22 protein-coding genes are annotated in these 22,129 nt (G+C 52.2%); 3 read left to right on the top strand and 19 right to left on the bottom strand.

Annotation, left to right across the window (positions count from 1 at the left end; genetic code table 11):
- Positions 1 to 104: 104 nt before the first annotated feature.
- The 4 genes from P4S53_RS17335 to mglB form a co-directional block, all read right to left on the bottom strand.
- A complete protein-coding gene (locus tag P4S53_RS17335; RefSeq protein WP_337113646.1) occupies positions 105 to 3,260 on the bottom strand; it encodes a beta-galactosidase in 3,156 nt (1,051 codons plus the stop codon).
- 92 nt (positions 3,261 to 3,352) lie between these two features.
- A complete protein-coding gene (gene mglC / locus P4S53_RS17340; protein WP_337113647.1) occupies positions 3,353 to 4,363 on the bottom strand; it encodes a galactose/methyl galactoside ABC transporter permease MglC in 1,011 nt (336 codons plus the stop codon).
- A gap of 11 nt (positions 4,364 to 4,374) precedes the next feature.
- Positions 4,375 to 5,883 (bottom strand): galactose/methyl galactoside ABC transporter ATP-binding protein MglA, encoded by a 1,509-nt coding sequence (mglA, locus tag P4S53_RS17345; protein WP_337113648.1) that lies wholly within the window; start codon positions 5,881 to 5,883, stop codon positions 4,375 to 4,377.
- A gap of 78 nt (positions 5,884 to 5,961) precedes the next feature.
- Entirely contained in the window at positions 5,962 to 6,939 is a 978-nt protein-coding gene (mglB, locus tag P4S53_RS17350) for a galactose/glucose ABC transporter substrate-binding protein MglB (RefSeq protein ID WP_337113649.1), read from the bottom strand.
- A 704-nt stretch (positions 6,940 to 7,643) separates the two neighbouring features.
- Here mglB and P4S53_RS17355 point away from each other — a divergent pair.
- Complete coding sequence (locus P4S53_RS17355; RefSeq protein ID WP_337113650.1) at positions 7,644 to 9,341, top strand: BCCT family transporter; 1,698 nt, start codon at positions 7,644 to 7,646, stop codon at positions 9,339 to 9,341.
- A gap of 59 nt (positions 9,342 to 9,400) precedes the next feature.
- Positions 9,401 to 9,772 (top strand): hypothetical protein, encoded by a 372-nt coding sequence (locus P4S53_RS17360; RefSeq protein ID WP_337113651.1) that lies wholly within the window; start codon positions 9,401 to 9,403, stop codon positions 9,770 to 9,772.
- A gap of 58 nt (positions 9,773 to 9,830) precedes the next feature.
- Here the strand turns inward: P4S53_RS17360 and P4S53_RS17365 are convergent, their stop codons facing one another.
- The 6 genes from P4S53_RS17365 to kynA form a co-directional block, all read right to left on the bottom strand.
- Positions 9,831 to 10,445 carry an MliC family protein gene (locus P4S53_RS17365; protein WP_337113652.1) on the bottom strand — a complete coding sequence of 205 codons (615 nt, stop codon included), beginning with the start codon at positions 10,443 to 10,445 and terminating at the stop codon, positions 9,831 to 9,833.
- A gap of 96 nt (positions 10,446 to 10,541) precedes the next feature.
- Complete coding sequence (locus tag P4S53_RS17370; protein WP_337113653.1) at positions 10,542 to 10,964, bottom strand: MarR family winged helix-turn-helix transcriptional regulator; 423 nt, start codon at positions 10,962 to 10,964, stop codon at positions 10,542 to 10,544.
- 137 nt (positions 10,965 to 11,101) lie between these two features.
- Complete coding sequence (locus P4S53_RS17375; RefSeq protein ID WP_337113654.1) at positions 11,102 to 12,502, bottom strand: sodium-dependent transporter; 1,401 nt, start codon at positions 12,500 to 12,502, stop codon at positions 11,102 to 11,104.
- Between the two features lie 209 nt (positions 12,503 to 12,711).
- Positions 12,712 to 13,953 carry a kynureninase gene (gene kynU / locus P4S53_RS17380; protein WP_337113655.1) on the bottom strand — a complete coding sequence of 414 codons (1,242 nt, stop codon included), beginning with the start codon at positions 13,951 to 13,953 and terminating at the stop codon, positions 12,712 to 12,714.
- A gap of 28 nt (positions 13,954 to 13,981) precedes the next feature.
- A complete protein-coding gene (gene kynB, locus P4S53_RS17385) occupies positions 13,982 to 14,611 on the bottom strand; it encodes an arylformamidase (RefSeq protein WP_337113656.1) in 630 nt (209 codons plus the stop codon).
- Positions 14,604 to 15,482, bottom strand: coding sequence for a tryptophan 2,3-dioxygenase (gene kynA / locus P4S53_RS17390; RefSeq protein WP_337113657.1), 879 nt, complete (start codon positions 15,480 to 15,482; stop codon positions 14,604 to 14,606). Before kynA ends, kynB begins: the two co-directional genes overlap by 8 nt.
- A gap of 149 nt (positions 15,483 to 15,631) precedes the next feature.
- Between kynA and P4S53_RS17395 the strand changes: the two genes are divergently transcribed.
- Positions 15,632 to 16,504, top strand: coding sequence for a LysR family transcriptional regulator (locus tag P4S53_RS17395; RefSeq protein ID WP_337113658.1), 873 nt, complete (start codon positions 15,632 to 15,634; stop codon positions 16,502 to 16,504).
- On the opposite strand, the gene P4S53_RS17400 is transcribed toward P4S53_RS17395, so the two are convergent.
- The 9 genes from P4S53_RS17400 to P4S53_RS17440 all read right to left on the bottom strand — a co-directional run bounded on the left by P4S53_RS17400 (position 16,467) and on the right by P4S53_RS17440 (position 22,119).
- Positions 16,467 to 16,955 carry a GNAT family N-acetyltransferase gene (locus tag P4S53_RS17400; protein ID WP_337113659.1) on the bottom strand — a complete coding sequence of 163 codons (489 nt, stop codon included), beginning with the start codon at positions 16,953 to 16,955 and terminating at the stop codon, positions 16,467 to 16,469. The two genes, P4S53_RS17395 and P4S53_RS17400, sit on opposite strands and share 38 nt — an antisense overlap.
- 77 nt (positions 16,956 to 17,032) lie before the next feature.
- Entirely contained in the window at positions 17,033 to 17,449 is a 417-nt protein-coding gene (locus P4S53_RS17405; RefSeq protein ID WP_337113660.1) for an NUDIX domain-containing protein, read from the bottom strand.
- Positions 17,449 to 17,877 (bottom strand): VOC family protein, encoded by a 429-nt coding sequence (locus P4S53_RS17410; RefSeq protein ID WP_337113661.1) that lies wholly within the window; start codon positions 17,875 to 17,877, stop codon positions 17,449 to 17,451. The genes P4S53_RS17405 and P4S53_RS17410 overlap by 1 nt, the downstream gene beginning before the upstream one ends.
- Positions 17,874 to 18,377, bottom strand: a complete 504-nt coding sequence (locus P4S53_RS17415) for an AAA family ATPase (RefSeq protein WP_337113662.1) — start codon at positions 18,375 to 18,377, stop codon at positions 17,874 to 17,876. The genes P4S53_RS17410 and P4S53_RS17415 overlap by 4 nt, the downstream gene beginning before the upstream one ends.
- 28 nt (positions 18,378 to 18,405) lie before the next feature.
- Positions 18,406 to 18,822 carry a GNAT family N-acetyltransferase gene (locus P4S53_RS17420; protein ID WP_337114522.1) on the bottom strand — a complete coding sequence of 139 codons (417 nt, stop codon included), beginning with the start codon at positions 18,820 to 18,822 and terminating at the stop codon, positions 18,406 to 18,408.
- A gap of 64 nt (positions 18,823 to 18,886) precedes the next feature.
- Positions 18,887 to 19,636: a PhzF family phenazine biosynthesis protein gene (locus tag P4S53_RS17425; protein WP_337113663.1), complete on the bottom strand. Its 750-nt coding sequence runs from the start codon at positions 19,634 to 19,636 to the stop codon at positions 18,887 to 18,889.
- Positions 19,637 to 19,639: 3 nt separating this feature from the next.
- Complete coding sequence (locus P4S53_RS17430; protein ID WP_337113664.1) at positions 19,640 to 20,239, bottom strand: DJ-1/PfpI family protein; 600 nt, start codon at positions 20,237 to 20,239, stop codon at positions 19,640 to 19,642.
- A 94-nt stretch (positions 20,240 to 20,333) separates the two neighbouring features.
- Positions 20,334 to 21,401 carry an endonuclease/exonuclease/phosphatase family protein gene (locus P4S53_RS17435; RefSeq protein ID WP_337113665.1) on the bottom strand — a complete coding sequence of 356 codons (1,068 nt, stop codon included), beginning with the start codon at positions 21,399 to 21,401 and terminating at the stop codon, positions 20,334 to 20,336.
- A gap of 133 nt (positions 21,402 to 21,534) precedes the next feature.
- On the bottom strand, positions 21,535 to 22,119 hold the full coding sequence (locus P4S53_RS17440) for a DUF6151 family protein (protein WP_161456972.1): 585 nt from the start codon (positions 22,117 to 22,119) through the stop codon (positions 21,535 to 21,537).
- Between the last annotated feature and the right edge of the window lie 10 nt (positions 22,120 to 22,129).

Genomic DNA, 22,129 nt, shown 5'->3' on the forward strand with positions numbered 1-22,129 from the left:
TTTACAAAATTAATTAAAAATTACAGATCATGTTCAGATTAAATCTTACCAAGGCTAGTAATAGCCGAAATTAACCCTGTGTAAACGTCTATCAAAAATATCCCTTAACAGGACGATTCTCCCTGAGAAGAAAAACGAAGCTGGTAGCGGTATTCTGGCTGTGTGAGCAGATCATCCGGCTTCACACTCGGGCTCCAGGAATCGTCGCCCCCCACACCCATGTGCTGATGATCAAGCTGTACATACCACTGACCATCGGCTTTGAGCTGGTGGTCATGCTTCGCATGAGCCAGCATATGGGCCGGATAACGGCTGACGCTGAAGTGAAATTCGCCACGGATGACGAACTCTCCCACCGCCAGCATGCGCGTCTGACAGCGCAGACCATTTTCTGACGGAAAGATATAAGGCGTATGCAGATCGTCGATTCCAGCCTCATATTCGCCAAACCGCGCCGCTTCAGATCTGTCCGGGTAATTTTCAAACGGCCCCAGTCCTTGCCAGACAATGGCAGAACTCAGGCCTGTCTGCTCAACAACAAAACCATCAAGCGTGAACGCCACGCCCACCCGGGGTAACGGGGGCAAATGCGGCGCCGGTTTGACATGAATATCAACCGACACCTTGCCTTCGGTATCCAGGGTGTATTGCCAGTGCGTCACGGCGACCCGCTTTTCACCGTAAAAGTATTCAAAATCCGACTTGACTTTGATCGTCGCGGGGGTCTGGCTGTTAAGGGGAAATACCTGGCTGGCCTCGCAGCGAACACAGCGTCTTTCCCAATGGCCAATCCCTGCGTTCTCCCAGCGACTGACATAGGCCCGGGGATCAATGTTATCGGCTTCGCTGGTGCCAATATCGTTGTCTAACGGGGCGCGAAAAAAGTTGTCTGTCATCGGTGCGGATAGCTTTGCCCTGCCCTTTGCTAACCAGTGGGTGAGCAACCCTGTCCGGCGATCCCAGCTCAGGCTGAAATCCTGTCCGGAGACTGAAATAGCGCTGTCAGACTGGAGCACCGATCGGAATGTGCCGAGTGAGCGTTCGGCAGGGATCGCGGATAACTGCGCAAGTGGATTGGGCACACAAAACTGTTCCGTTGCAATGACTGTCCCTGCTTCCGCCCAGCGGCAATCTTGTGTCAGCACCAGATCCAGATCGAGGTGATACAGCTTTCCTGCCTGGCAACTCACCTCAAAAGACACATCGTAAGCGGCCGTCTCACCCGGCCCCAGCAGTAAAGTCTGCCTCTGGCTTGCCACAGGCTTTCCGTCTTCTTTCAGCGTCCACAAACAGGTTTCGTTGTCTGTGGCACGAAACAGCCATTCGCTGGTGAGTGACACCTGACAGCGAATGCCTCGCTCGCTGTGTTCTGTGCCCGTGAGCTGTGCCTGAATATACTGCTGACAGCATCTGGCTTCGTAAAAAGCCGGATGCGGCGTGCGGTCCGGAAACATCAGGCCATTGATACAGAACTGACGATCATTGGGTTGATCCCCGAAATCACCGCCATAGGCCCAGAAATGACGGTCATTGTCATCAAACTGGCTGATGCCCTGATCAACCCAGTCCCAGACAAAACCGCCCTGAAGGCGCGGGTACTGACGAAAAGCCTGCCAGTAATCGGCGAAGCCACCGAGACTGTTTCCCATGGCATGGGCGTATTCACACAGGATTAACGGGCGTTGCTCACCCGGTAACGACAGCCATTTTTTTATCGCCCATTTTGGCACAGCCTCGAACGGCTGATCCTGATCCACCCTGGCATACATAGGGCAGATAATATCGGTCGCTGCGGTGTCAGCCCCGCCCCCTTCATACTGAACCGGACGAGAGGGATCTCTGTCTTTTGACCAGGCATACATAGCGCTATGGCTGCTGCCGTATCCGGACTCATTACCCAGGGACCATACAATGATACAAGGGTGATTTTTGTCCCGCTCAACCATGCCTGTATAGCGCGCCATCATGGCAGACTGCCAGTCAGTGTCGCTGGCCAGTCGTCCCATCGGAAACATACCGTGCGTTTCGATATTGGCTTCATCGCACACGTACAGCCCGTATTCGTCGCACAATTCATACCAGCGCGGGTGATTGGGATAGTGCGCCGTGCGGACCGCATTGAAATTGGCCTGTTTGAGCAGGCGGATATCTTCAATCATGTCAGCCTCGGTCACGGCATGTCCGCGTTCCGGATGGTGCTCATGACGGTTCACGCCGCGGATCAGCAAGGGTTGACCGTTCAGGCAAAGTTGTCCGTGCCGGATTTCAACCTGCCGGAATCCGACAGCATAGGCTTCAACATCAACGACCTGTCCTAAGGTATCGAGCAGCGTGATCACGCAGCGGTACAGATTCGGTGACTCCGCACTCCACTGCTGTGGCGCGGTCACGCTTAACTGATGGTACACCCTGTCGTTCCAGCCCCCTTTTTCATCGATCACGCGATCGTTTGGCCTGGCGAAAAGACTTTCAGTGACGGGCTCACCGCGGTAAAACAGCTGCGCAGTAACCTGATATTCCCCCGGTTTCGACAGCCGGGTGACAATATCCAGCCGGCCGTCCCGGTAACAGGCATCCAGAGTGGGTGTCATGAATACATCTTCAATCCCCAGGGTTGGTTTGGTCAGCAGGTAAACATCGCGAAAGATCCCGCTCAGCCACCACATGTCCTGATCTTCCAGATAACTGCCGTCACTCCAACGCATCACCATGACCGCAAGGAGATTCTCGCCTTGCTGCAAATACGGGCTCAGATCAAATTCGGCAGGTAAACGACTGTCCTGGGAATAACCGACCCAATGGCCGTTACACCACAGATGGAAAGCGGAATTGACCCCATCAAAAACAATCCGGGTCCGCTGGGATAACTGGACATCATTCATGCGAAACTGACGGCGATAACAGCCCGTCGGATTCTCTGACGGGACAAAAGGCGGATTCAGCGCAAACGGGTATTTGATATTGGTGTAGATGGGTCTGTCATGCCCTTCCAGCTGCCAGTTGGACGGCACAGGAATCGTCGTCCAGCCAGACTGATCGAAAGCGGAGCCGGGAAAATCAGCAGGGACTGACTCGGGTTTATCGTACAGGCAAAACGCCCAGTCACCATTGAGAGAACAGCGATTACTGTCGCCTTGGTGCAAAGCGTCGGTTTCAGACGCATAACTGAATAATGGGCTGTGCGCCTGGATACGGTTTCTCTGAACCGAATGCGGGTTTTCCCAGTCGCGGCGCGCCAGAATCTCAGAAAAAGACAGCATGGAGTGTCCTCAGCATTTTCCGATTCGTTAACAATGCACGCAGACAGCAACACCAGGATAAAAGACTGATGGGCTGCCTGCATCGGGTTCGCTTATTTCTTATTCGCGTACTTCATTGAGTCGAGGGCGACCGCAAAGATGATGATGCCGCCTTTAATGATGTACTGCCAGTAAGGGCTGACACCAATATAGGTCATCCCGTAATTGATGATGGTAAAAATCAGCACCCCGGTTACCACACCGATCACACTGCCGACGCCACCGGCGAAGGACACGCCGCCAACCACACAGGCCGCGATGGCATCCAGCTCGTACATGAACCCCAGATTGTTGGTTGCCGAGCCGATTCGCCCCGCTTCCAGCATGCCGCCGAAGGCGTAAAACACACCAGACAGCGCGTAAATCTTCAGGAGTGTGACCGGCACATTCACGCCCGAGACTTTCGCCGCTTCCGGGTTGCCGCCAATCGCAAAGATATTTTTGCCAAATACCGTTTTATTCCACAGGACCCACACCAGACCAATCGCAATCACGGCGTAAAACGTCAGGTATGAGAGTCTGAAGCTGCCCAGCCGGATGAACCCCTGTGCAAACTCAGAAAAACGAGGGTCAAAACCGGCAATTGGCGAGGCTCCCACTGAGTCAAAATACAGCGAGTTCACCCCGTAGACGATGATCATCGTACCCAGCGTGGCAATAAACGGCGTGACCCGCATGTAGGCCACGATGAAGCCGTTCACCAAACCTATCAGGGCGCCGACGGCACACACCGCAATAATGACAGCAACAATCGGGATCTGACCCAGATCCGGGAAAACTTTGTTGACGTTATCTGATGCCTGCAGCAAAGTCGCAGACAGCACTGCTGCCAGTCCCACCTGGCGGCCAGCTGACAAGTCTGTGCCCTGAGTAATAATCAGCCCGGCCACACCCAGTGCAATGATGATACGAACGGACGACTGCGTCAGAATATTACTTAAGTTTCTCAAACTTAAAAAAGACGGTTCCTGAATCACGATAATCGCGAGCAGAATAAAAAGCACTGCATAAATACCGCCGGCTTTCAGGTAGCGCATCATGCTTAATTTTTTGAATATTTCCATGTTCATAACCCTTACAGATAGCGGGAAGCAAGGCTGAGAATTTCATTTTGTGTCGTATTTCTGGTCTCGACAATACCTGCTGCACGACCATTACTCATCACAAGAATACGATCGGTTATTCCCAGCAACTCAGGCATTTCAGACGAAATAATCATGATGCCTTTATCTTTTTTCGCCAGTTCTAATATCAGCTGATAAATTTCAAACTTGGCGCCAACATCAATACCGCGGGTGGGTTCATCCAGCATCAGTATTTCAGGTCCGGTTAATAACCAGCGACCTATAATCACTTTTTGCTGATTGCCCCCTGATAAAGAACCTATGGTGGTTTTATGTGAAGGCGTTTTTACCCGCATCGAGTCAATGACCCACTGAGTATCACTCGACATTTTTTTATTGCTGAGTAAACCTGTGCTTTGCTTATAATCGTCCAGGTTGGCAATCAAAGCATTAAATCGGATATCGAGGTTGGCGTATATCCCGGTTGACCGACGCTCTTCTGTCACCAGGGCAAAGCCGTTTTTTATGGCTTCATGCGCGTCACGGTTCGCCACAGGCCTGCCGTGCAGCAGGATTTCGCCGTCACTTCGCTCACGAATACCAAACAAGGTTTCAACCACATCGGTCCGCTTGGACCCCACCAGCCCTGCAATACCAAGCACTTCCCCTTTGCGTAACTCAAAGCTGACGTCTTTGATCGAAGGCTGATTCAGTGCGGTCAGGTTTTTCACTGCCAGAATGGGCTCTTTCGGTGTGTTATCTTTTTCAGGAAAGCGCTGCGTCAGTTCACGGCCGACCATCATGCTGATGATGTCATCCATGCTCAGGCCTTCCAGCGGCCGGGTATCAATCCATTGTCCGTCACGCAATATTGTAATTTCATCACAAATCGAAAAGATCTCTTCCATTTTATGTGAAATATAAATAATGCCGCAGCCTTTGTTTTTCAGCTTATTAATAATCGTAAACAGATGGTTCACTTCTTTTTCAGTCAGAGAAGAAGTCGGTTCATCCATAATCACGATTTTGGCGTGATATGAAAACGCTTTGGCAATCTCGACCATTTGCATTTGAGAGACGGAAAGTGTCGAAACTTTTACTTTCGGATCGATATCAATATCTAATTCTTCAAAAACACGCTTGGTTTCTTCATACATTTTATTCTGGTCAACAAACAGCCCTTTTTTGGGGTATCTGCCTAACCAGATATTATCCATCACTGTGCGTTGGAGGACCTGGTTTAATTCCTGATGAACCATAGACACGCCAGATTCAAGCGCTTCTTTCGATGACTGGAAATTGACCGGTTTACCCAGAAAAACAATCTCACCTTCATCTTTCTCGTAAATACCAAACAAGCACTTCAATAAGGTCGATTTCCCGGCTCCGTTCTCCCCCATTAAGGCATGAATAGAATGAGGACGGACTTTGAGATTGACATTATCCAGGGCTTTTACGCCGGGAAATTCCTTGCTGATCCCTGACATCTCCAGCAGGAATTCATCATTTTGTATTGTCATACAGTCTTACCAATGTGCGGCTGGAAGCCCGGAGAGGCGGTCACATGCTCCTCCAGGCCAGGATGGAACAAGGCGTGGTTATTTCAAAGTGCTGGCATCAACACCGACGTAAGGCACGCGAACCACTTTGTTCACCACTTTCCAGTGGGTGCCTTCCGTTGCCGAACGGCCGTTGGCCAGGTTACGTGCCAGCTCAAACGTTGCTTTGGCCTGGTTCTGGGCATCGTTCAAGACCGTACCGGCCAGCTCGCCTTTTTTGATCATGCTCAGCGCTTCATCCAGGGCATCAACACCAAAGACAGGGAGCTGGCTTTTACCAACGGCTTTGAGTGATTCCACGGCGCCCATCGCCATACCGTCATTATTGGCAATCACGACTTCGATCTTGTTGCCGTTCGGACCCGAGATCCAGGCATCCATTTTGTCTTTTGCCATCGCGGTATCCCACATCCCCGTATCCATATGCAGTTGCTGGGTTTCGATACCGTTCTCATTAATGGTCTTCACTGAGAAAGTTGTGCGGGCTTCCGCATCAGGATGGCCCGGTTCACCTTTCAGCATCACAAACTGCAGCTTGCCATCTTTGTTCAGGTCCCATTCCGGATGCGCTTTCCATTGTTTCGCAATCAGGTTGCCCTGAATGACGCCCGACTCTTTTGAATCTGTGCCGACATAATACGCTTTGTCATAGCTGGCCAGAACGGCGGCACTCGGTTCTTTGTTGTAGAACACAACCGGCACATCGTCCATTTTCGCCTTGCTGATCACAACCGGTGCTGCCGCCGGGTCAACCAGATTAATCGCCAGCGCCTGAACGCCCCTTGCCAGCATGATGTCGATCTGATCGTTCTGCATTGACTGACTGTTTTGTGAGTCATTCATCATGACGCGGGTATCACCGTCCTGATTGGCTTCTTTTTCAATCGCCTGGCGCACAACCGACATAAAGTTGTCGTCATATTTATACACAGTCACGCCGACTGTGGTGCCTGCTGTAGCTGATGAAGCGAGTGTAACGCCCGCGCAAAGGGTTGCTAGCAAGGTTAATTTTTTCATCAAACTCGTCCTGTATTCATTATTGGTATACGGCTGGGTGTAGGGTTGAGGTCATGCGATTCACTTCGCTTATCCGACCTAACAGCGGCGAGTCTAACCTGACAAAGGTTAATAAAAAGTGATCAACGCCAAAAATGTAAACGTTTCCCCAGCACAGATAAAACCTCCGTTATGTAACAAACCTCTCTGACAAGTATCAAAGCAGCAAAATAGGACGATAGGCAGGACACATGGACTGCAATAAAAATAAAGCATTTATAATCAGAAACTTAGATAAATAAAACATCAAATACAGAGAATTATAAAGGGTTAAAACGGATCACTGCTGCCCTTTTCACTCCATTTGTGTAACAAAAACCACCCAGATGAGCCTCACAAAATGTGCAGAAACATCATGACAGTCAAAGATCAGCCCAGCGAGGACTAATCGAGCGGATAGAAGAAATGAGTAGGAATTCAAACGAAAAGTGTAAACGATACCAAAACATTACTATCACTATATCCAGTCGATTACGGCTCAACACAGCCGGCGAGAATCGGCTTTGAATCAACGCGGTTTGACAACTCGACTATACTAAGCTCGTAATCGGCTCTATGGATCGGCATTGGTTTTCCGGACGTTATGTTCTAAGAATGAACAATACGACGCATATACAACCCAGCTCACGGACGAATCACACACCCATTTTTGTGCGGAGGCCGCGATGTCGTCCACCAAATTCAATGACATCATCGATAAACCCACCTTTTTCGGTTCCCTGTTTCTGCTACTGGCTGTGACCTTACCTTTAGTCTTCTTCCCCGAAGCCGGTGCGGCCTGGGTACTGAGCGCCAAAGATTTTGTGACCGATCAGCTTGGCGTGCTCTACCTGATTCTTGGCCTGGGTGCGTTTCTCTTTATGGTGTACATCACCTTCAGTGATATCGGCCAGATCAAACTGGGCACCCCGGATGAAAACCCGGAATTTTCCACTTTCTCCTGGGCTGCGATGCTGTTTTGCTCTGGTATTGGCGCGTCGATTCTTTACTGGTCCATGATTGAGTGGGCTTACTATTATCAGACCCCGCCTTTCGACATTCCCGGCGGCACGCACGAAGCCGCCAAATGGGCAGTCACTTACGGCATTTTCCACTGGGGGCCGCTGGCCTGGTCTATTTATCTGATCCCTGCGCTGCCGATTGCTTATTTCTACTATGTTCGTAACCACAGCGTCCTGAAAATCAGCGAAGCCTTAATGCCGGTTCTGGGTGAAGAGCGGGCGCGCGGATGGCTGGGTAAGCTCATCGATGTGTTCTTTATCTTCGGTATGCTGGGAGGCGGGGCAACCACGCTCGGCCTTGCCGCCCCCTTGATTAATCAGGGTGTCCATGAGCTTCTTGGCGTGCCCAATAACCTCTATACCCGCATCGTGGTGCTGATTGTGTGTACCGCCATTTTCGGTTACAGCGCTTATGCCGGTCTGAAAAAAGGCATCCAGTTACTGTCTAATATCAACATGTGGCTGGCCGTCGGCATCTTGCTGTTTATTTTTGTTACCGGGCCGACCCTCTTCATGCTGAACACCGGGCTGGACTCACTGGGCCGGATGATCAACAACCTGTTTGAAATGGCCACCTGGACAGAACCCTTTGCCCAGTTCCGGCAGTTCCCGGATACCCATTTCCCTCAGGACTGGACCATATTCTACTGGGCCTGGTGGCTGGTATTCGCGCCCAGTGTAGGGCTGTTTATCGCCCGGATATCCAAAGGGCGAACCATCAAAGCCATGGTGGTCGGCTCGATTTTTTTCGGTACGCTGGGCTGTTTTCTGTTTTTCATGATCATGGGTAATTATGGCATTTACCTACAACTTTCCGGGCAGTTAGATGTCATTTCCATACTGAACAACCAGGGGGCCACTGCCGCGATTTTCGCCATGCTGCACACCCTGGCCCTCAGTAAACTGGTGATTTTCGCCTTTACCATATTGGCGGTGATCTTCACAGCGACTACCTTCGATTCGATTTCCTACATTCTGGCCGCCGTGGTGCAAAAAGAGATCGATGAAGAGCCGGCGCGCTGGAACCGTCTGTTCTGGGCATTTGCGCTGTCGGTCATGCCGATTACCCTGATGTTCATCGGCGGGCTGGATACTCTGCAAACAGCCAGTGTGATCGGGGGCGTCCCTTTGCTTCTCGTCGCCTTGCTGCTGTGCATTTCCATTATTCGCGCTGCGCACTTTGATCTTCGCTATCAACCCGATTATGAGGACAAAGAGATCTATATCGAAGAATTACCGGATGACGACCCTTGGACCGAAGAAGGCTCCTGGGATCAGGAAGGACCGGAAGAGCACGGTGTCTCTCATGGTGATAAACCTCATATCGAAGGGGATCCGGACAGCCACCCGTCAAGGCTGTAAACCTTGTCTCTGGACCGGCTGACCCTTGCTGACTTTTCTCCCATCACAGGAGAGCGGATATGAGATTACTGATTGGCCTGATAGGTGTCGCTGTTGCATTTTCAGGGTTGGTCATTGCCGCTGAGCCCAGGCTGATTCTGGACTTTATCGACAGGCACAAAAAACAGCTCTGGCTGCATTTTATGGCGGTTGCTGTGCGCTTGCTGATTGGCTATCTGTTAATTGAGTATGCAGATAATACCGACATTCCCTTTGTGGTCGCCGCCATCGGCTGGATATCCATTATTGCGGCGATTTTTCTGTTAATTCTCGGCAGGGGAAACTTTAAAAAGCTCATCAGCTGGGCAGTTGATCTGAACGACATTCAGGGACGATTCGCAGGCATATTTGCAACACTGTTCGGCGCTTTTATGGTGTACATCATTTTGTAAACGTGAGCCCGATATTGACTGCAGGAAGCATGTTTTATCCGGCTCATGTTTTATCGCGCTAGGGCTTCACTTTGCAGTCCAGCTCTGGCGCACCGTATCCCCAGGTGACTTTTGCTTCGCCCTGATGCTCCCACAGGCTTTCATTGCGTCCGACATATTTTGTGCCACTGGCGCTTTCCTGCAGATACATCAGCGAGACACTGTCACCCCGTTCGGCAATCAGGGTTGGCGGATCCGTCGGGTAGTAAGTCGCAATCACTTCACTGCCCGGTTGATCCGTACACAGATAGGTGACGCTTGCTGTGGGCCGAATTAAGCCGTATCTGGCCTGCAACTCAGCAATACGCCACTGATATTCAGACGCAACACATGACTTTTTATCATCGGCTTTCCAGCATTCATTGCGGCCTTTCACCCAGCCGCGTTGCTCTGCTTTCAAGGTCGGGGGGTACTCATTGGTCGCTTTGTCAGCAGCCTGATGATAAACCTCAGACAGCTTGTTATCTAACGCCGCTAATGCTTGGTCCTGACAAATCATTGCCTCAATACTGCCGTCTGCCACTGCTGTGCAGTCAAACGACGGCTCCGCGGCATTCACCTGGTGATATACCAGCACAGCTGCAGCACTGAGACTGAAAACCACCCAGCCAACTCTGAATTTTCTGATTTTCATCCGGACTCCTGAACGGATCAGCCTGCTCCCCATCAACTATAGGCAATCAGAGGCTGTCCGTCAGGTATAACGTGACAACGCCAGCTCCGGGCCAGGTTAATTCAGCTTACCAATGAGGGTCAGCAGTTGTGTGAGCTGTGCGGATGTCAGTCTGTCCGTCATCGCCTCAGCGCCATGATTAAAACTCACCAGCGCATCCTGATATACCTCCGCACCGGTTTGAGTCAGTTTCACCAAACTGATTCGGGCATCCCGGCTGTTCTTTTCTTTTTCGACCAGATGATTTTTTTCCATCGGGTTCAGAAGCCGCGTCACGCCAGACGCTGTCAGCCCGACAGTCTCCGCGAGGGCTATCCGGCTCATCGAGTGCTCTGCTGCTGCACTCAGCTGATGCAAAACCAGAAATTCCGACAGACTGATACCATGCGCACTCAGTTTTCTGTCGATGGATTTCAACATTCCCGAATACCTTACTGCCAGCTCGGTAATCAGCTGACCATTGATTGACATTACAGACATAAATACCTCACCATTTATTTGACCAGTCAAGTATTGATCAATGATTGGTATTGCATCAAGCTTTTTTTGTAAGCGATAAAAAAAGCCGGAGCATACAATGCACCCGGCTTGGTCCCCACGTGACAGGAAGGGAGCTTTTATCCCATCACACCGATGGCATTCAGAAAGACCGCCAGAATGCCGACTGGCGTGACGTAACGAATCAGGAACCGCCACAGTGTGTGTGTCATTCCGTGTGGCAACTCTTCCTTCGTTGCAGTTTTCTTCATGACCCAGCCAGTGAAAACGGCCATGGCTAAACCGCTCAGCGGCATAATCCAGCTACTGGTCAGATAATCCAGTACGTCAAAGAAGGTTTTCCCGTACAGGGTATGATCCTGCCAGATATTGAATGAGAACACCGAACCAAGGCTCAGCACCCAGATCCCTGCTGTTGTCATCGAGCCCGCTTTCAGGCGTGAATACCCTTTCTTTTCGGTCAGAAACGAGACGGCAGGCTCCATCAGCGAAATGGCGGATGTCAGCGCCGCAAACGACAACATAATGAAGAACAGCAAACCGACCACCTGCCCCATCGGCATCTGGCCAAAGGCAATCGGTAAGGTGACGAAAATCAGGCCCGGCCCCGCACCCGGCTCAAGGTTATTCGCAAAAACAATCGGAAAAATCGCCAGACCGGCGATCAGGGCAACCAGGGTATCCAGCACACCGATCGTGAGTACGGTTTTCCCCAGCGAGACATCTTTACCCAGGTACGAGCCATACGTCATCATGCCGCCACCGGCCAGACTGAGTGAAAAGAAAGCATGGCCCAGCGCCACCAGCACACTGGTGCCGGTCAGTTTGCTGAAGTCAGGGTTAAACATAAAATTCACCCCTTCGGCAAAATGACCGGTTGTCATGGCATAGCCCACTAAGACCAGCAACAGCACCAGCAGTCCCGGCATCATGGTCGTGACGGCACGCTCCAGCCCTTGCTTCACGCCTTTGATGACGATAGCCGAGGTGATCAGCAGCACCACACTGCCCCAGACGGTTGTGGCAACCGGATCGCCCACCAGCCCGCCAAACATAGCGCCAATCTCATCCCCCGAGGCGCCGTTAAAAGCGCCGGTGCCCGCGGTAAAGATATAAGAGACCGCCCAGCCTGCAACAACCAGATAGAAACTCAGCAACAAAAAGCCGGTGATCACGCCAATCCAGCCAACCAGGCTCCAGTGTCGACTGACGCCGGCTTCTTTTGCCAGCGCCCGCATCGCATCTGGCGGACTGTGCTTCCCGCGGCGGCCAATCATGACCTCGGCAATCAGCAATGGGATACCAATTAACGCGATACAGAACAGGTACAGCAGTACGAAAGCACCGCCGCCGTTTTCACCTGTGATGTAGGGAAATTTCCAGATATTACCCAAGCCGACAGCCGAGCCGGTCGCCGCCAGGATAAATGCCATTCGGGTTGACCAGTTCAGTCGGCCAGCTGCAGGCATACCACCCGCGTTCGCCGCTGTATTGATGGATGCGGTCGCATTCTTTTGCATCTTCGTTCGTCCTTTAACTTTTATAATTATCATTCTGAACCCCGCACCGGATTTGAAATCAGTGCAGGTTGTCCTGCCGGTTTACCCTCTCCGGCAAGACAGGTTCAGTGCTTCTTGTGTACGGGTTTGATGTAATTGGATTTGGTGCTATTGCTTTTAGTGCTCCTGCTTTGAATATTGAGACCTGACAGACTCTGCAACGATGAACATCAGGTCACTGCGGTGAGCTTTTTGAATGCCGCCTGATCCCAGCGATCGTTCGCCATGATGTCGACCAGCGCCTCCACACAATCCCAGAGATCGGCATAGCGGACATACAGCGGCGTGAAGCCGAAGCGAAGAATATCCGGTGCTCGGAAATCGCCGATGATATTGCGTGCAATCAAGGCCTGCATGATGGCGAAGCCCTGTTCATGGGTCAGGGAAACCTGACTGCCCCGCACCGCCGGATCTTTTGACGATGCCAGCCCGAAGCCGTACTGGCTGCAGCGCTGCTCAATGAGCTCAATAAACAACTGGCCCATACGAAGGGACTTTTCACGGATCTGGTGCATGTCAGCCGAGGCCATGATATCCACCCCCACTTCCAGCAAACTGGCCCCTACAACAGGGGTGGTGCCGCACAGTGCACGGGCAATGCCCGGTGCCGCTTCATAGTCATCGCGCATTGCAAAGGGATTCGCGTGACCAAACCAGCCACTGAGCGGTTGCTGCAACTGAGCCTGATGGCGCTTGGCAACAAACAGGAACCCCGGAGCACCCGGCCCGCCATTGAGATATTTGTAGCCACAGCCAATGGCAAAATCGGCCCCCACCCGGTTCAGTTCGACCGGCACTGCGCCTGTGCTGTGGCTGAGATCCCAGATCACCAAAGCGCCTTTTTCGTGCGCTCTGGCGGTAATGGCCGCCATGTCAAACATGGCACCACTCTTGTAGTGCACATGAGTCAGCACCACGACCGCGGTGTCTTCATCAATGGCATCCAGAATGTTATCGCGATGCTCTGTCACCAGACGCACTTTGCCATCCAGAAACTGTTCCAGTCCTTGCAAGATATAAAGATCCGTCGGGAAATTGCCCGGTTCAGACAGGATCTTATGGCGCCCTGCGTTCAGCTTCACCGCTGCCGCCGCCATCTTGAACAGATTGACAGAGGTGGAGTCCGCCACGATCACTTCGCCTGCGTCTGCCCCGATCAGGCCTGCGATTTTATCTCCCACCCGGTGCGGTATGCGGATCCAATCATGGGTGTTCCAGCTGCGGATCAAGCCCTGGCCCCACTGCTCTTCCACCACTTGCCGGGCTGTTTCTTTTGCCGCCTTGGGCAACACACCCAGGGAATTTCCGTTGAGATAGATATGCCCGGCGGGCAAATCAAACTGATCTCGATACGCTGCCAGAGGATCGTCGCGATCCAGTGCTTCGAAATAGGCTCTGTCCAGTGTTTGCATGTTCAATGACTCCTGATTTATCCGATGACTAGGCCACACTGCGCAACAGTGCCCGTACCGGGGACGCATCCAGTGCATCCAGTTTTAAAGGCGGGGCGATCAGCTCATACGCTCCGGCTGGGACATCATCCAGGACCAGGCCTTCTAATATCGCCATGCGATGACGCTTCACCGCATTGTGGGCACGCATGGTTTTTGAGGTCTGCGGGTCCAGTGACGGGCTGTCGATGCCAATCAGACAGGCACCACGCTCTGCAAGTAAGTCGATTGTCTCTGAGGCCACCGCCGTAAAATCAGAGCGCCACTCATGGTGCGGAAACTGCCGGTAGGTTCTGAAAATCACCCGCTCGACCTGATCAGGCAACTGATCGATAATGTCCTGCGGTTTGACCCAGCCAACTGCCTGGGTGGCATCAATCACCACACACGGCCCGATGTAACACTCCAGGCTGACCGCTTCCATGGTTTTACCCTGGGCATCGTAATGCACAGGCGCATCGGCATGAGTGCCTGAATGACACGACAGGGAAAACTGACCCACGTTAACCGGGCATTCCTCGCTCATTTCCCAATGGAAGTGTGAAGTAAATGCCGTATCGCCCGGCCAGACCGGTAATCCCTGTCGCAGCGTTTGCGAAATATCCCAGATCTTAGTCATGCTTCGGCCCTTCAATCGAGGTACGTACCGACCACAGTTCCGGGAAAAATTGCAGCTCCAGCGCTTTATTGAGGTATTTCACCCCCGAGGTGCCGCCCGTACCGCGACGATAGCCAATGATGCGCTCAACAGTTTTCATGTGGCTGAAGCGCCATTTCTGGAAGTTGAACTCCATGTCGACCAGCTTTTCGGCCAGCTCATAGAGATCCCAGTATTCGTTGCTGTTGTTGTAGATTTCCGCCCAGATACGTTCAATGGCTTCGCAGGCCTGATACGGCTGGGAGAAGTCCCGGCTCAGGTGCGACTCAGGCACATCAAATCCGCGGGCTTTGAGCAGCTGCAGCGTGATGTCATAAATGCTGGGCGCATGAAGCACAGATTTCAGGTGATCGTAATATTTCGGGTGTGCGCGGTGGGCCTGAATCATGGCCTCGTTTTTATTACCCAGCAGAAATTCCAGTTCGCGGTACTGATAAGACTGAAATCCCGAACTCTGGCCCAGTTCATCGCGGAAACTGGCATAATCGGCCGGGGTCATGGTGGCCAGCACTTCCCAGGCGTTCAGCATCTGAGACTGAATGCGTGCCATGCGGCTCATCATTTTAAAGGCTGGACGCAGCTTGTCCTGACGAATATTCTCCACCGCCCCGTAGGCTTCGTGCAGACACAGCTTCATCCATAGTTCAGACACCTGATGAATCACCACAAATAGCATTTCGTCGTGCTGTTGGGTTACCGGATGCTGGCAGGAGAGTAATGGTCCCAGGGCGAGATACTGCCCATAGCTCATGTCCTGATCCCAATGCACTTTTTCATTGTCCAGGTCCACTTTCAGCGTGGGCGCAGTCTGATTTTTATCCATTTTGTTCATCAACAATTTCCTTGCCTGTCAGAGGCTATTGACCATTCATTTATTAGTTTACGAGACGCCTTTTTCACTGTAAATTTCATAAAATATTCAAAACTCATTAACTTTTTTCATACATTATGGCTACAAAAATCAGCACAAGACACTTGCAAATGATCATGGCTGTGGCAAAGGCAGGCAGTGTGTCGGAAGCGGCCAGTCAGATTGGCCTGACGCAATCTGCGCTCAGCCACCGCATTCGCGAAGCAGAACGACTGTTAAATACCGAGCTGTTCTACCGCCAGCATAAAAAGCTCATTCCGACCAGTGCCGGCAAACGGCTGCTGCTATCGGCCACTGTGGTCCTCAGTGAGCTGGAAAGAGCTGAAAATGACATCGATAAACTGTCGGTGGGGATAGAGCACGTGATTCGGGTGGGGAATGAAGCCTACGGCGGTTATCATTGGCTGCCGCCCTTCATCAAGCTGTTTCATCAGGAATTTCCCAGCTATTCGGTCGAAATCATTCCCGATGTTTCACTCGACCCGTTTACGGCTTTACGCAACGGGACGATCGACATTTCAATTGTCTCCGGTACGGTGACCCAGACGGGCTTTCGGGTGCTGAAACTGTTTCGGGATGAAATGATCGCTGTGATGCATCAAGACCATCCGAATGCCGGAAAATCCTGGCTGACGCCGCAGGAAATCGCCGCCGATACCTACATTACGTATCACACCACACCCGGCCCCGGGCGTGAATACGAACAACTGTTCAGCCCGAATCACCTGTTGCCGCCGAAAGTCATCCGGGCTGGTGTGACCGAAGCGGTCGTGGAATTTGTCAGAGCGGGTATGGGGATAACCATCATGCCGAGCTGGGTGATCAAGCCGTATCTGAAATGCGGCGAGTTGCGGACTGCCCGGGTTACAGAGCAAGGGCTCTACCTGAACTGGCAGGCCCTGATTCGGAAAGATGAGCGCTCCGATTCACCCATCGTAACCTTTGCTAAAGCGCTGAAGCGGACGGATCTGCCGGCACTGTGACTGTGCTGGCCATGGTCAGTGACATGGGCTGGTATCGCAGGCCGGCAAGTTCTGCCGCCGCATCCGTTACCCGAAATCCCTGGGCTTGATAAAAAGAGACGGAATTCAAAGAAGCACGCACGGTCAGCTCAGCATGTCGCACCTGTGGCAGTAAAGCTTGCAGCAACTGAGTCGCAATGCCTTTTCCCTGCCAGTCCGGTAACACAAATAACATCGCCAGATGTGCCCCTTGCTTGAGTTCTGCCATGCCAAGAATGTTACCCTGCTGCGTATACACCAGCATCAGGTTGTCTTCCTGCAGGCGAAGCAACAGCGCTTCTTTTGAAGCCACTTTAAAGAAAGTATCAATACCCGCCGGTGCGAGTTGCTTGGCCGCGCTCGCCATAAAACTGGTTTTCACTAACGCTGCAACCTCGCCGGCATCCTCTGCCGTCATCCGTCTGATTGTCATGCGCTTCCCCTCCTGCCGCAATTTGCTGAATCGTTTTACTGTCGCTCTGTCAGCGCCGCTCTTTTAGCATTGCTCTTTTAGCACTGCTCATTCAACAGCGGTAAAATCACACGCCGATATTCTGCCAGCGCAATGTTATCCGCCGCTACGGTGGCAGCGTCCGGCTCGTGGATAGATGTCCAGATCACCGCTTCCGCTTCCTGTGCCGACAGCTCACCCGTCCAGTCGGTCACCACATAATAATGCAGCCGCTGTAATTCGGTGGTGGGATGATACAGCGTACACAACGGAAAATAGGCCATCGCTGTCACCGTCAGCTCTTCGGCAATTTCACGGTGCAGTGCCTGCTCCAGGCTCTCTCCAGCTTCGACATGCCCGCCGGGAATGGCCATCAGGCCAGGATCAACCACTTTGCTCAGCTTCCGCTTTTCAAGCAAGACCTCTTCACCGCGTATCAGCAAAAATGACACGCAATCATGTACTTCTCTTTGCATTATTCTGCTCTTCCTCTTCTCGCCATGGGATGATCCGGGTGCAATTGCAGCAAATCCCACAAGTTCCCGTACAAATCTTCAAACACCGCGACTGTGCCGTAGTCCTGCTCCTGAGGCGGACGCACGAACCGGATACCCTCGGATACCATACGCTCATAATCTCGCCAGAAATCGTCTGTGCTCAGAAACAGAAATACCCGGCCTCCGGCCTGATTGCCGATAAAATCACGCTGTTCAGGTTTTGACGCTCGCGCCAATAACAAAGTGACACCGTTGGAGCCCGGTGGCGACACCACCACCCAGCGCTTATCCTGTTCGGGTTGATCGCTATCTTCAATCAACTCAAATTTAAGCTTATTGACGTAAAAGTCGATCGCTTCATCGTAGTCATCAACGACCAGCGCAATATGCACTATGGCTTGTTTCATATCGGTGTATCCTGCTGATAGTGCTGAATCATAAAGCCTTCGCTGCTTTGCGGCGGCTCAAAAAAACGGGTAATCGCATCGAACGCCTCATCCGTGGTAAACGGGCTGCCCGCAGGCAAATTTTGGCTGCGAATTTTCAACTGCGCTTTGCAAACCTCGTCCGGTTTGTCGACATAATGCAGGCAATGCTCAACCCCTGTCGCGGCAATCAGGCCGGTAAACCACTGGCGCTGCGATACCGTATTGGCCGGGAAATCCAGCACAACCGATATCCCTTTGCCGAGTAAAGCCTCAACATGCGGCTGTAAGGTTTTCTTGAGCCGCTCTGAATACTGAATGTAATCCGCCAGACTGCGAACCTCTTCCGGGTATAAGGTGCTGAGCCAGTCATCTTCGACCAGCAACACGGCCTGATGTGTTTGGGCAATCTGTGTCGCTAATGTCGATTTTCCCGCCGCCATTTTGCCGCACATAAAATGCAGTGTCGGAATCGCAGTCATTCGCTTCTCCTTGTATGTCATATGATTATCAGACATTCAGATTGTCTGAAGCGTTAAAGGAATACATTCGCACCTCATCCCGTGCAAACCATCCCATACGTTCATAGAATCGCTGTGCCGCGACATTATCGCAGAAGACAAACAGATGTGTTTTGGCGATCCCAATACTTGCCAGCCCTTCAATGGCTTGTTCAACCAAGATCTGTCCGATCCCTTGAGATCTCAGCGTTTCACTCACGACAAGATGCTGCAGATATCCCCTGCGGCCATCCGTACCGGCCAATACAGTGCCGACGATATTGCCATCAATTTCAGCCACAAAACTGGTTGCCGGGTTTCGCGCCAGATACCGGGCGATGCTTTCCCTTGAGTCGGCGTCGCGTAGTGACAGCCCTTCAGCTTCTGCCCACAATGCCATGATGGCGTCATAATCTTGAATATCCATCAAGCGTATCACCACGCTTTCCGCACCCGGTTTTGCAACGGTGTTCGTGTCATTGACGACCATGTCAGACGGCTCCGCTCTGTTCATACCGATACACCTTGCCGCCAACCCATAATTTACCGTCTTTGGCTTCCAGATGAATCAGATTCGAATATTCCGGATACCCCATGTGAACGGAAGCCGGTTGTTCCAGAGGCAAAGGCAGCGCCGCACAGCACACTGCGCAAGCCGGATCCTCCGGTATGTTATACAAGGGATTAGAGGCTCTGGCATGCCAGCCGCTGCTCGCAGACACGTACAATATATAACCGCTGAAGTTTTTCCCCCGGTTCCACGCTGCCAACGCATCCAGATCAAATCGGACGGCGTTCAGGGCGGAGATGTCTTTCAGTTCGATACACCATTTGGGTTTACCGGCACTGAAAATTCCTGCACTCAGGATCTGGCTGGCCTCCAGGCCAAACCAGCCAGGCTCAGGCTGACCGGTAAAATCGGGAGTGACTGCCGTCGACAAGGCCATGCTGACGCTGACCACATCTCCGGATTTTCGTACGTTGCTGATGCCCGCCCCGGTTTCGACACGAAACGCCGCCTGATCGATATGACTTGCCGCCCCCAGCAGGGCGTGACCGCAAATCGGCGCTTCTTTTGAATCCGGGTAAAAGAAACGAAACCGGACATCGGCTTGCTCGCTGGGTGAGATCACAACAGTCACAGGAAGGCCAGAATCCATCGGATTTTCCGGTACCTCAGAGACAGCCATCAGATTCCCGCCGACACCTCTGCGTTTACCAAATACGTTATAAATGTGCATCTTTCAGTCCAGATAAGGTTCAACCACAGACAAACAACGATTGACCGTGTCTTCTTTCTCTCCAACCGGCGCCACATAGTGGATTGCGTTTTTGGCGGCCTCCACACTCGCTAATTTCGCGATAAGCCAGGTGGCAAGATACTGAGATGCCAGACAGCCTCCTGCTGTTGCGACCGACTCAGAGGCATGAAAAGGCTGCTCAAGCACCACTAATCCGGCGTCCATCGCCCAGGGCTGTGTGGTCAGATCGGTACAGACAGGCGCGTTATCCAATATACCCAGTGCCGGCAACAGCAGCACCCCCGAACACTGCGTCGCAATCAGCTGTTTTTGCGGGTTCAGCGTCAATGTGCTCATGAGTGATTGGTCGGCCACGATCTGCCGGGTCAGCGACCCGCTGCCGATGATGACTGCATCGGCCTGATTGGCGTAGGCCAGAGGTTGGTGGGCGGAGATGGTTAATCCGTTCATTGAGGTCACTGTCGGCGTGGGACTGGTGATCTGCACCTGCCAGTTCTCGCTTTTGACCCGATTCAGGATTGAGTAAGCAACCAGTGAATCGAGTTCATTGAATCCATCGAAAGTCAGTATGGCTATTTTCATTGCAGCATCCTTTGCAAATCAGAATGGTACGCTAGAGTAACAAAAGACAGATTACCCTGATTGAACAGCCAGTTACCAGCCCGAAATCACCCTTTCACTGTCCGGGACGCGGCACTTTTTCATCGCTGACATTCTGCTCCTGAATTATCTCTTCCGCCCACTCCTCATCTTCCGCCTCAGCTTGCAGGCCGTTCTCCTTTTGTACGGCAGATGGTTCAAGATACAGTTCAGTAAACAGAGCGAAATGATCCGATCCGATCGACGGCAGACGCAGGATCTGGCGCAGTCTGAAATGGTGGCTGTGAAAGATATGATCCAAAGGCCAGCGCAGAAACGGATAGTCGGCATGAAAGGTATTAAACATGCCCCGCCCCACGCGCGGATCCAGTAAGCCGCTGATCTTCCGGAACAGCCGTGTGGTCGACGACCAGGCAACATCGTTCAGATCCCCGGTCACAATAATCGGCTGTGCGCTGTCAGATACACTGCGTGCCACCAGTATCAGTTCGGCATCCCGTTCGGCAGAGGCCGGATTTTCTGTCGGGCTGGGTGGCGCAGGATGCAGAAAATGCATTCTGATTTTTTCGCCGCAGGGAAGCACCAGCAACGCATGCATGGAAGGCACGTCGTCTTCGATCAAAAACTCAACGCTGGTATCCTCTAAAGGAAAGCGGGCATAAACATGCATGCCGTAGAGATTATCCAGAGGGCACTTCATGGTATAAGGCAGTTGCGTTTCAAGCGTCTCCAGCTGAGACTGCCACCAGTCATCCGACTCCAGCGTCACCAGCACGTCAGCCTGAAACTGATGCACCAATGTGATGAGCTTATATGCCTGACGGTTCGGTGTCAGCACATTGGCTGTGATGATGCGCAACCGCCTATGCCCGTTCTCACCGTTCGCCGTCTTCACCTCCTGACGCCAGAGCCGCGTATAAGGCAAAATCCACCACAACTGCCAGCCCAGACACACAAAGCACACCACAATCGCCAGCCAGTGCGCGTGAGCGAAAACATTCGCCATCAGCACAAACAAGGCAAACACTGCCAGTTGCAGACGAGGAAAATCCCAGCCGCGCACCAGCCAGTGCGACTGTCGCCATAAAGGCAACAGTGTGACAATCACAAGGAACAACGTCAGAAACGTTAGCGCATCAACCATAACATTTGCTCTGAAACCCAACATTCACCATTCGGCCCATGCAGGAAGGTAGTGCTTCCTGCCCTAAGTATTGAGTTTAGAAGGTGTTTTCACACTGGGGATATTTCAGCTAGATCCGTTTCACAATGACGCATCATTCGTCCGCTTTTTTACTCACAATCTCTGGCTGGCTCATAGGTTGCGCATGGCGATCAAAAAAGGGGTTCGGGCGCCCTTTCCCGGTCAGCTTCCAGCTCAGAATTTTCAGCAATACGCGAATCATCATCGGCCAGACACGGTTATTGCGCAGTATGTCTTCAGGTAATGGCGGGTTGGCATGTTGCGGGTAGGCATGCGCACGCACCGGGCCAAGCCGCTCTTCCGTTCTGTCTTGTGCTGCGATTACTTTTTCGATCAAACCTACAAAAGGAAAACCAGGCTTGAGGGTATTTGCTATCGGCGTTTTGCAACATCCGGCATACCAGCGAAATAAGCCTTCCGGCGTCAACCGTAAACAGCGAATATGCTCGCTGCCATTTGTCCATTGCACACTGGCCGGGCTGAGCTGAAAAATTGCCGTACCCCGATGTGCCGTGAGTATCCGTTCAGGCGACAACTGCTCGGCAAATGCCTGACAATCTTTGCAATAACACACCACACGGTTGCCGGACGACGGCGTAGGCACATCGGCTTTTCCCTGTATCTGACCGCATTCACAACTCAGTTGAATTGTCGCCATGCTGCTTTCT

The organism is Photobacterium sp. Hal280 (genome assembly GCF_037162255.1).
In the GTDB taxonomy this organism is placed as follows: domain Bacteria; phylum Pseudomonadota; class Gammaproteobacteria; order Enterobacterales; family Vibrionaceae; genus Photobacterium.